Here is a 9,876-nt window from a genome sequence, read left to right on the forward strand (position 1 = left end):
TTCCTCTTTGCCGCCACATCGGATGGGTGTTTTACCCGAGCGTGCAGGTGGTCTCTGGCACCTGTGCGCCCCTTATATCATCTCCCGGTATGGTGCCCCGGGGGTGTTATAAGTAAAGTCAGGAATTATCAGGCTGCCTTTGCCTTAGTAACAGTCTGAGCAATGGTATAGGCAGCGAAGTAATAGGTCTTACCTTCAGAAGTTTTCACAGAAACCAAGTCACTAATTTCACCAGTGTACTCGTACTTATAAAATTCCTCGCCCTGCTGAACCTTAGCACTCTGAGCTTTCAAATCATTTACAACGTCATCAACCTTCTCGACCAGCATCTCCAGAGCCGCGTCTTCATTCAGAGGATAATTAGTCTCAACGGCAATCGGGGTAGCATAATAAATTTTCTCGAATACAGTGCCATCCGCGATTTTTTCACCGGTAGTAGTAACGTCATCCTTAAAATTACCGCTATCATACGTTTTTCCAAGCTGTTTAGTAAGGTCAATGCTCGTCAGACTTGTAACAGAATCACCTTTAGTCGCCAGATATCCCTTCAGTGCATTGGTCAGTGCAGAACTAGAAGTAAAATTAACCTTTACTTCATTTGTCTTATCCTGTCCATTATTGACTGCGGCCACAATGCCAGTAGTGGTTTCAGGATCGGTAGTGGTGCTGGAAGAAGAACCATCCTTGCAGCCAGCCAGCATGCTGACGGCCATGATGCCGGCCAGCGCCAGAGAAGCAATCTTCTTGAGTTTCATAATGAATTTTTCCTCCTTATGGTGTATAAAAGATAGAGACCCAAAACAGGTTCAAAGGAAGGTCCTTTCCTTTGTGTGCCTATCATAACATACCCCCCCCGGTGTCAAGACCCAATTTCAAATTTTCCCCATTTTTCTTTATTTTATTTAGTTTGGAATCTCTAACTCTGGGGCAGGAGGAGTTTGGGGCAAACGAAAAGCGCCCCGCCAGACGGCAGGGCACTCGTTTGAATTTACAGCTTGCGCCCATCCAGAACGGCTTCCACAAGGGTATCCCCCTGGTAGCACAGCTTGAGGGAGAAAAAGGGCCGCTCCTCCTCCAGCAGGCGGAAAAAGAGCTTGTCCCCCTCCCAGATGGGCAGCTCGGGCACCCGGCTGCGGGGCACCCACTCCAGTACGCCCTCGGCGCTGTCTCCCACGGCCGGCTCGCCCTGCCACTGGTCGGCGGTGAACAGGTGCATATACTCCCCCACCCCGTCCAGCACAAAGGTGATGATGCCCCGGTAGCGCCAGCGGGTCAGGATGACGCCGGTCTCCTCCCGTACTTCCCGCAGCAGGCATTCTTCCGGGCTTTCACAGGGCTCAAATTTGCCCCCTACCCCGATCCATTTGTCGTGGTTGCAGTCGTTCTTCTTTTTGGTGCGGTGCAGCATCAGCCATGCGCCGTCCCGCTCCAGATAGCACAGGGTGGTATTCTGTGCCAGTGCCATACGCTCTCCCTCCCAAAAAGGCGCCCCGCCGGCGCCCAAAAGCCCAGCGGGGCACACTCTGTTTCTCTTTTTTCAGGCCTTGCTGCCCTTGCGGCCGCCGCGGCCCTTGCCCGACTGGTTCAGCTTGCGCACCAGATCGTCCTGATGGCGGCGCTGGGCCGGGGTCTGCCCGTGGGGATACCCTACTTCGTCGGTGTGGGGTGCCGGACGGATGGTGATGTCGTCCACCCGCTCCAAGTTCCACTCCTGGTTTCCTCCCGGCACCTCAAGCCAGATCTGGGCCTGGGCCCCGTTGGAGGTGTTCATCCCCACCAGGTCGATGTACTTGTTTGCCAGGGCGCTGCGGATGCGTGTGCGCCCGTTGCGCAGCGGTTCCAGGATCCAGCACTGGCTCAGGCCGCTGGTGCGGCTCCACTGGTGCAGCCAGGTGCCCTCCACTACGCCGTCCTGGACCAGGTCGATCATCTTGCCGGTAAAGCGGTTCTGGATCCGCCAACGGCCCTCTCCTGCGTCCACAAAGCGCCACTGCTGCCACGGATGGCCCGCATAATCCCACAGCTGGATGAACGCACCGTTGGCCGTGCTGAAATCCTTGACCTCCAGCACCTTGCCGTTGGGCGCTTTGATGAGGTAGTATTCGTTCTCCGATAAAACGACCTGCGATGCCCGTGCCATAATGACCTCTCCTTTCGTTGAGCATAGTTCAGGCTTTGTACTTTTTATAATAGCACAGAATGGCGCTGGCAACAAGTACAGTTTTTCATAAAATTCTCTAAAGTTTTTATAAATTTCATGTCAACGCTTCAGAACAGGCCGGGCAGCCGGTCTGCCAGCGTCCAGCCGGCGGCAAACGATATCCCGTTGGCCCCCAGGCTGTAAAGCCAGGGATGCGGTTTTTGGCCTTCGGGCCAGGGCAGGCGCCGGGCGTAGACGCAGCCTTCCGCCGCAAACACCGCCAGCTCCAGCGGGACATAGGCCAGCCCTGCCAGCATGGGCCCTGCAAAATAGGCGCAGAGATTGAGCAGCAGGTTGAGAGCCAGCTGCGTGACCAGGTTTACCCGGAGGATCAGGACCAGCTGGTCACGGCGATGCAGTCCAAACAACAGTCCGCCCGCCGCCGTCTCGATCAGGATGGTCAGGGCCGCCCGCGCCAAAAGCCCCTGCACCTCCCCCGCATAGTCATAGCTGGACCGCACGGTCAGGCTCTCCCCCGCAGCCGTCACGGTGAAATGGCTGTCGAACGCATAGCGGCTCACCGGCTGGCTGCTGCGCAGGCAGCGGCCCTCCTCCGGCAGCCAGACCAGAATGTAAAACGTCTCGGGTGGATAATAGCTCCACACAAACCGCCCCGTCTCAGTGCAGTCGGCATAGTTCCCCAAAAAATACCACCCCTCCGGCGCCGGATAGGCGGCAAAGGCTTCCCATGCCTCCGGGTCCCCCTTCCAGTCCAGGTATTCTTCTTCCGCTGACCAGGGCCCATATTGGGCGACATTGCCCAGCAGGGTCGCATAATAGCGCCGCCCCTCCAGCCCCTGAAAGACCACTTCCACCGAGGGCTTGGGCCCCACATCCGCCCCGGCGGGCAGCGCCAGCCCTGCCGCCAGCGCCAGCAGCAGGCAAACCATCCCCCAGACCCGCCGGCCCTTTTTCCAAACCGTCATCCTGTCCGCCTCCTTTTGGCAAAAATCTCCTTTGGAAGAATACGCGCCGGGCGGCCGGATCATTGCGCATTTTCTCATTTGTTTTCATCCCGCGCACAGGGCCGCCGGATTTTCGGCTTGCCGCCGGGGATGGTGTCCTTTGCAGGCGCACACATTTTCAGCTCCGCCCGAATATGAAAATATTAACCGCTTTTTCGCGATTCACTTTCCTGATTATACTTTTATTCAGGCATATCCTTCCATTATTTCAGCATTCAGCCCCATTGACTTTATCGTCCGGCTGCGGTATAGTAGTGTTGCGGAAGGGTGTTCACCCCTTCCGGATGTAAAAGGAAACAAGGCGCGGGCTTTTGTCCGGCCTGTTATAAAAAGGCCCTTCGGGGCCGCAAAATTCAGAAAGTGGAGGTTTGCACATGTTGTACTGTTACATTTTGGGCTGTGGTATTGCCTGTCTGATCTTCACCGGCATCAGCAGCATGGACACCGTTGATGTCAAGCCGGTCGAGGTAGCCGTCAAGACGCTGCTGTGGCCGGTGGCACTGGTGGCTCGTCTGGCCCGCAGCAGCGGTCCGTCGATGAAGATGCGCGCAGCCCGCTGAACCCAGCGCAAACAATACCCCTGGGTGTATCCGAGAAGTCAAACATGCTGAGATATTCGCCAGAAAGTGCCAGATGCAAGGCGCATGAGCGCAGCACTCCTTTGTGGAATGCAAGCGAATGCAACGCAGCAGATGGCGCTTTTTGGTAGAATAGAACAGTATGGAGGAATTTTCGGATACACCCCAAGCAAACGAAAGCCGCCGCCTCCGGAAGAGATCCGGGGGCGGCGGCCTTTTGGTTCATCTCCTCAGTCCGCCCGCCGGTAGCGGATGGGCTCGTCGTAGCCGAAGGTGGGCTTGCCCTGCACCTCCATCTTTTCGCTCACTTCCAGGCAGTCGCTGGAGAAGCGCTCATACAGGGTGAAGGTGAGCACCGGGCTGAAATGGCTGACGCTGCCGCCCTCCCATACGCCGTCCCGCTCCACATACAGCGCGGGGGTAAACTTGGCCGAGGGCTGGAGGCTGGCGTAATCCAGCCGGCCGATCTGGTCATAGACAAAGTTGTCCTTGGTATAGCCCTGGGGCAGCTCGTAGGAGGTCAGGCGGATCCCCTCCGGTTCCTCCGTGAAAAGGAACAGGTGGTGGGAAGCGCTGGTGTGGAATTTCCGCTCGGCTCCGCTCTGGGCGCTGGCCGTGGTGTAGTAGCTCTCCTCCACCATAAAGACGCCGGCAAAGTCCGCAGGCAGACCGTTGATCTTCTGGTTGCAGACCGTGTTGACGTGCTCGGCATAGGGGAAGGACAGCCCTTCCTTCTGCTTTTCCTGGTATTGTGCGTCGTTGTTGAACCTGCCCGTCAGCAGGCTGACAAATTCTTCCAAACGGGACATGGCGATCCTCTCCTTTGCAGGTCCTCTTTGGTTTGCCTGAAGATACCCCTTTGGGGGCGGATTGTCAAGGTATTTCATGAAATGTTTACAGAAGCCCCCTTCCCGCCCCCATAAAATGGCAAAAGGGCCTGTATTTTTCCTGCAAGTATGTTATACTGATAGAAACGAAACCCGGGCCCGGCCCGGCGAAAAGCGAGGTAGATGGATCATGAAGGAATACGCATTCGGCATCGATCTGGGCGGCACCACCGCCAAGGTCGGTCTGTTCACCACCAGCGGCCAGCTGGTGGAAAAGTGGGAAGTTCCCACCGACACATCCGAGCAGGGCCTCCGCATCCTGCCCAATCTGGCGGCAGCCGTGCAGGCCAAAATGCAGGAAAAGGGCCTGACCTCCGACCAGGTCGAAGGGGTGGGCATCGGCGTGCCCGGCCCCGTGCAGGAGTCCAGTGTGGTGCCCATCGTCTGCGCCAACCTGGGCGGCTGGGGCCAGCAGGATGTGGCGGCCAACCTCTCCGCCCTGCTGGGCGGCATCCGGGTGATGGTGGGCAACGACGCCAACGTTGCGGCCCTGGGTGAGATCTGGATGGGCGCGGCCAAAGGCTGCCGCAGCGCCGTCATGGTCACCCTGGGCACCGGCGTGGGCGGCGGCGTCATCGTCAACGGCAAGGTGATCGACGGCGCCCACGGAGCGGGCGGCGAGATCGGCCACATCACCGTCAACCCCCATGAGACCGCCACCTGTGGCTGCGGCAAGCACGGCTGTCTGGAGCAGTATTCCAGCGCCACCGGCGTGGTGCGGTGCATGAAGCTGCTGCTGGAGGCCAACCCCGACCAGCCCTGCGTGCTGCGCGGCAGGGACTTTGCAGCCAAGGACGTCTTTGACGCCGCCCGGGCCGGGGACGCTCTGGCCGCCCGCGAGGTGGACGAGATGGCCAACGTGCTGGGCCTGGCCCTGGCCACCATTGCGGCCACGGCCGACCCCGAGGTGTTCCTGGTGGGCGGCGGCGTGGCCCGGGCCGGCGAGGTGCTGTTCAAGCCCCTGGCCGAGCACTACAAGACCTACGCCTTCAAGTCCTGCCGGGAGACTCCCATCAAGCAGGCCAGCCTGGGCAACGACGCCGGCATCTACGGCGCCGTCCGTCTGATCGTGGGCGCCTGAGCCGCCCTTTCCCCCGCATCCATCCAACCATGAAAAGGAGTGTGTCATGTTATGCTGAACGTTCTGAAAAAAGCATTCTGGGTCCCCTACGAACCCGCCGATGTTTACCCCACCGTCCAGAAAGCGCATCAGGCCATCGCCGCCTACTGCGAGAAAAATGGCCTCTCCTGCACCTTCCCCAGTGACGACGAGGTTCTCATCGACGAAAAGCTCTATGAGATCTACCGCGGATACGAGAGCGGGAGCCGGGGCAATTACGGCGTCAAGTGCCGTGAAAAATAATCCTTTGGCAGCATAGCAAACAGCCGCCGCCCTTCTTACCGAAAGGCGGCGGCTGTTGTTTTGTTTCGTTTGTTATTTTGCGTACTCTACGGCGCGGCTCTCGCGGATGACGTTGACCTTGATCTGACCGGGATAGTCCAGGCTGTCCTCGATCTTCTTGGCCACGGCCCGTGCCAGCAGGATCACCTGATCGTCCTTGACCACGTCGGGCTTGACCATGATGCGCACCTCGCGGCCTGCCTGGACGGCAAAGGCCTGCTCCACCCCTTCAAAGCCGGAGGCGATCTCCTCCAGGTTCTCCAGGCGGCGGACATAGCTCTCCACGTTCTCGCGGCGGGCGCCGGGACGGGCCGCGCTGATGGCGTCGGCTGCCTGCACGATGAAAGCCAGGGCCGTCTTGGGCTCCACATCCCCGTGGTGGGCTTCCACCGCATGGATGATCTGGCTGTTTTCCTTGTACTTACGGCAGATATCCACGCCGATCTGGACGTGGCTGCCCTCGATCTCATGGTCCAGGGCCTTGCCGATGTCATGCAGCAGGCCGGCGCGGCGGGCCATGGTGACATTCACGCCCAACTCGCTGGCCAGCAGGCCGGCCAGCCAGGCCACTTCCATGCTGTGGACCAGGGCGTTCTGGCCAAAACTGGTGCGGTACTTCAGGCGGCCGATCAGCTTGACCAGATCGGGGTGCAGACCATGGACGCCCAGCTCCATAACAGCCCGCTCGCCCTCTTTCTTCATCTGTACTTCCAGCTCGCGGCGGCACTTCTCCACCGTTTCCTCGATGCGGGCGGGATGGATACGGCCGTCGCCCACCAGGCGCTCCAGGGTCATGCGGGCCACTTCGCGCCGGGTCTGGTCAAAGGAGGACAGGGTGATGGCCTCGGGGGTATCATCGATGATCAGGTCCACGCCGGTGGCCGTCTCCAAGGCGCGGATATTGCGGCCCTCGCGGCCAATGATCCGGCCTTTCATCTCGTCGCTGGGCAGGGGCACCACCGTGACGGTGGTCTCGCTGGCATGGTCGGCGGCGCAGCGGCTGATGGCCTGGGCGATCATGTCCCGGGCGATGTTCTCGCACTCGTCCTTCAGGTCGGACTCATAGGTGGCCACCCGCAGAGCCTTTTCGTGCACCAGCTCCTCGTCCACCTTGTTCAGCAGCACTTCCCGGGCGTCGGCCTGGCTCAGGCCGGCCAGGGTCTCCAGCCGCTCCATCTGCTTGGCGCGCAGAGCGTCGGCCTCGGCCAGGTGTTCCTCGGCTTCGGCCATCTTCTTTTTGACATCCTCTTCCCGCTTTTCCAGCGCCTCGGTCTTTTTGTCCAGGGCGTTTTCCTTCTGGTCGATGCGGTTTTCCTGCCGGCTGATCTCAGCCCGGCGCTGTTTGATCTCCTTGTCGGCCTCGGCCTTCTGGGCGTCTACCTCCGCCTTCATGCGGAACACTTCGTCCTTGGCTTCCAGGATGGCTTCCTTCTTTTTCTGGGTGGCGGTCTTGATCGCTTCGTTCACCAGCCGGGTCGCCTCGGCCTCGGCGCTGCCGATCTGGGCCTCAGCGGTCTTTTTGCGGTAGCTGAACCCCGCAAAAAAGCCCGCCGCTCCACCGGCAGCAAGAACGACGATAGCGATCACGACACATAAGATGATCGTGGTCGTATTCATTGTTTCATTCTCCTCAAAAATACAAACTTTTGGGGACGCTGCGGCAGAGCGCGGGCATAATCCGATTTTATCTATAAGTGAGCCTTTGATCAAAAAACACAACAAAACCGCACACAGACCAAGGCCGGCGTGCGGGTCGGCGGCTTCCATTTTACAGTATCAAGCTTATAAATATAAACGAGCGGCTATACACTCGGTTCCGTCTGGGGGCGAAAGCCCTGCAAGCAGCATCCGCGGGGGCGCGCCGCCGCCCGCGCCAACCGGCGGGGCACAGCAGCACGCTGCCCAGCAAAGGGGCGCTCGGGCTGCCCATGCAGCCCAAAGACCCCGTTGTCTATCTATGTATTAGTTTACGAAACATCCGCTGGATTGTCAAGTGGAAGGGGGCGAAACCATGCAGGATTTTTTTACATTTTCCCGCGGCGGAGAGCGGCGCCCCTCCTGGCGGTTGCAATGGAAGCGCGGAACGTGTATATTTAAGGGAGATTTTTCAGGTGTATCCGTCAGGGGCGCCCGCCTTTCCCGGATACGCCCCGGGGGATTGCCCCAAAAGGAGATTGAACGATGGAAAAGAACAGCCGGACCTATCAGGCCTATGTACAGATCCTGAAAGAAGAGCTGATCCCTGCCATGGGCTGCACCGAGCCCATCGCCATTGCCTATGCCGCCGCCAAGGCGCGGGAGGTGCTGGAGGCCATGCCCGACCGGGTGGAGATCGGGGTCAGCAGCAACATCATCAAAAACGTCAAAAGCGTGGTGGTGCCCAACACCGACGGCCTGAAAGGCATCGAAGCGGCAGCCGCCGCCGGCATCGTGGCGGGCCAGGCCGACAAGGCCCTCGAGGTCATCTCGTCCGTGACCAGCGAGCAGAAGGCCCGGCTGCGCCCGTTTCTGGCGCAGGCGCCCATGCACATCCAGCCGGTGGACAACGGCGTCATCTTTGATATCATCCTGACGGTGTACGCCGGCCCCCACAGCGCCCGGGTCCGCATCGCCCAGTACCACACCAACATCGTATCCATCGAAAAGGACGGGCAGGTGCTGCTGGACCGGCAGCAGGCCCTGACCGCCGGCGGCTGCGCCGAGGCTCCCGCCGAGGCCGGTCTGACCGACAAGAGCCTTTTGACCATCGCGGATATCCTGGACTTTGCCGACAGCTGCGAGCTGGATGACATCCGCCCGGTACTGGACACCCAGATCCGGTACAACACCCAGATCTCGGAGGAGGGGCTGCTGGGCGACTACGGGGCCAACATCGGTTCCACCATGCTGAAATTCTACGGCGATGACGTGCGCAACCGGGCCATCGCCAAGGCGGCAGCCGGCTCGGATGCCCGGATGAGCGGCTGTGAGCTGCCGGTGGTCATCAACTCAGGCAGCGGCAACCAGGGCATCACGGTGTCGGTGCCCGTCATCGAGTACGCCAAGGCTCTGGCCGTTCCCAAAGACCGGCTGTACCGGGCGCTGGCCGTCTCCAACCTCATCGCCATCCACGAAAAGAGCGGCATCGGCCGCCTGTCGGCCTATTGCGGCGCCGTGAGCGCCGGGTGCGCCGCCGGCTGCGGCATCGCCTACCTGCAGGGGGCGGACTACAAGGCCATCGCCCACACCCTGGTCAATGCGCTGGCCATCGTATCGGGCATCATCTGCGATGGGGCCAAGCCCAGCTGCGCCGCCAAAATCGCGTCCAGCGTGGAGGCGGGCATCATGGGCTACCATATGTACCTGAACGGCCAGCAGTTCCGCGCCGGGGACGGCATCGTCACCAAGGGCGTCGAGAACACCATCCGGAACGTCAGCCAGCTGGGCCGCGAAGGGATGCGGGAGACCGACAAAGAGATCGTTAAGATCATGCTGCAGGACCAGTGAAGGAGGGAGGCAAAACCATGGAGATACGCACTGCCGTGCCGGCGGATCTGGACGCCCTGGCCGCCATCGAAGCGGCCTGCTTCCCGGCCGCCGAGGCAGCCGGGCGGGAAAGCCTGGCCCGCCGTCTGGCCGTCTATCCGGAACACTTCTGGCTTTTGCTGGAGGAAGGAAAGCCGGTGGCCTTTGTCAACGGGATGTGCACCGACACGCCCGACCTGGCCGATGAGATGTACGAGGACGCCTCTCTCCACAGCGAGAGCGGCGCCTGGCAGATGATCTTTGGCGTGGACACCCTGCCCGATTTCCGCCGGCAGGGCTGTGCCGCCCGCCTGCTGCACCACGTCATCGACCAGGCCCG

At 60.3% G+C, this 9,876-nt stretch carries 11 protein-coding genes; 5 read left to right on the top strand and 6 right to left on the bottom strand.

Annotated elements, in window-relative coordinates; translation table 11 throughout:
* Positions 1-128: 128 nt before the first annotated feature.
* From B5E66_RS13260 to B5E66_RS12230, 4 genes are all read right to left on the bottom strand, one after another.
* Complete coding sequence (locus B5E66_RS13260; protein ID WP_087233606.1) at positions 129-755, bottom strand: hypothetical protein; 627 nt, start codon at positions 753-755, stop codon at positions 129-131.
* 233 nt (positions 756-988) lie between these two features.
* Positions 989-1,465 carry an NUDIX hydrolase gene (locus tag B5E66_RS12220; RefSeq protein ID WP_087233609.1) on the bottom strand — a complete coding sequence of 159 codons (477 nt, stop codon included), beginning with the start codon at positions 1,463-1,465 and terminating at the stop codon, positions 989-991.
* Between the two features lie 72 nt (positions 1,466-1,537).
* The gene (locus B5E66_RS12225) at positions 1,538-2,140 is read right to left on the bottom strand and encodes an RICIN domain-containing protein (protein WP_087233612.1); all 603 of its coding nucleotides are present in this window, start codon (positions 2,138-2,140) and stop codon (positions 1,538-1,540) included.
* Positions 2,141-2,268: 128 nt separating this feature from the next.
* A complete protein-coding gene (locus B5E66_RS12230; protein ID WP_087233615.1) occupies positions 2,269-3,126 on the bottom strand; it encodes a hypothetical protein in 858 nt (285 codons plus the stop codon).
* A 413-nt stretch (positions 3,127-3,539) separates the two neighbouring features.
* Here B5E66_RS12230 and B5E66_RS12235 point away from each other — a divergent pair, with 413 nt between their 5' ends.
* Positions 3,540-3,725 (top strand): hypothetical protein, encoded by a 186-nt coding sequence (locus B5E66_RS12235; RefSeq protein WP_242956053.1) that lies wholly within the window; start codon positions 3,540-3,542, stop codon positions 3,723-3,725.
* A 248-nt stretch (positions 3,726-3,973) separates the two neighbouring features.
* Here the strand turns inward: B5E66_RS12235 and B5E66_RS12240 are convergent, their stop codons facing one another.
* Complete coding sequence (locus B5E66_RS12240) at positions 3,974-4,552, bottom strand: hypothetical protein (RefSeq protein ID WP_087233618.1); 579 nt, start codon at positions 4,550-4,552, stop codon at positions 3,974-3,976.
* Positions 4,553-4,760: 208 nt separating this feature from the next.
* On the opposite strand from B5E66_RS12240, the gene B5E66_RS12245 reads away from it, so the two are divergent.
* Positions 4,761-5,711 (top strand): ROK family glucokinase, encoded by a 951-nt coding sequence (locus tag B5E66_RS12245; RefSeq protein WP_087233621.1) that lies wholly within the window; start codon positions 4,761-4,763, stop codon positions 5,709-5,711.
* Positions 5,712-5,762: 51 nt separating this feature from the next.
* A complete protein-coding gene (locus B5E66_RS12250) occupies positions 5,763-5,993 on the top strand; it encodes a DUF4318 domain-containing protein (RefSeq protein ID WP_087233624.1) in 231 nt (76 codons plus the stop codon).
* A gap of 72 nt (positions 5,994-6,065) precedes the next feature.
* Here the strand turns inward: B5E66_RS12250 and rny are convergent, their stop codons facing one another.
* A complete protein-coding gene (gene rny / locus B5E66_RS12255) occupies positions 6,066-7,649 on the bottom strand; it encodes a ribonuclease Y (protein WP_087233627.1) in 1,584 nt (527 codons plus the stop codon).
* A 564-nt stretch (positions 7,650-8,213) separates the two neighbouring features.
* Between rny and B5E66_RS12260 the strand changes: the two genes are divergently transcribed.
* Both B5E66_RS12260 and B5E66_RS12265 read left to right on the top strand, forming a co-directional pair.
* Positions 8,214-9,518 carry an L-cysteine desulfidase family protein gene (locus tag B5E66_RS12260; protein WP_087233630.1) on the top strand — a complete coding sequence of 435 codons (1,305 nt, stop codon included), beginning with the start codon at positions 8,214-8,216 and terminating at the stop codon, positions 9,516-9,518.
* A 17-nt stretch (positions 9,519-9,535) separates the two neighbouring features.
* On the top strand, positions 9,536-9,876 hold a 341-nt coding region (locus B5E66_RS12265), incomplete at its 3' end, for a GNAT family N-acetyltransferase (protein ID WP_087233633.1).

Origin of the sequence: Faecalibacterium sp. An121, from assembly GCF_002160915.1 — a bacterium.
GTDB classification, from domain to species: domain Bacteria; phylum Bacillota; class Clostridia; order Oscillospirales; family Ruminococcaceae; genus Faecalibacterium; species Faecalibacterium avium.